The sequence below is a fragment of the Microbulbifer okhotskensis genome (assembly GCF_023895975.1).
GTDB lineage: Bacteria > Pseudomonadota > Gammaproteobacteria > Pseudomonadales > Cellvibrionaceae > Microbulbifer > Microbulbifer okhotskensis.
The window spans coordinates 1-277 of the sequence record NZ_JALBWM010000467.1; the positions used below are offsets into that span (position 1 = coordinate 1).

The following is a 277-nucleotide window of genomic DNA, read 5'->3' on the forward strand; positions in this document are numbered from 1 at the left end:
GAGTGCTGGCCCAGTTATAACCACGTTGCGGAGCAATGCGAGATAAATCGCCGCTCAGCTATGCGTCATGTCAAGGCGCTGCAAGAAGAAGGTTTCCTGCGTATTGTGCACCGGAGAAATGGGCGGGATAACTCCCTAAATTCAAGCAATATTTTTGTACTCACCTTGGATCAGGGTAGTGACACAGAGTCACTAGGTAGTGACAGAGATTCACTAGGTGGTGACACAGAGTCACTAGGGGGTAGTGACACAGAGTCACCCAGAACCAGTCACTCTT

1 protein-coding gene is annotated in these 277 nt (G+C 49.8%); it reads left to right on the top strand.

Annotated features, from left to right (window positions below; translation table 11 throughout):
* Positions 1–277: helix-turn-helix domain-containing protein (locus tag MO867_RS22950; protein WP_252473459.1), on the top strand; the 277-nt coding region annotated here is incomplete at both ends.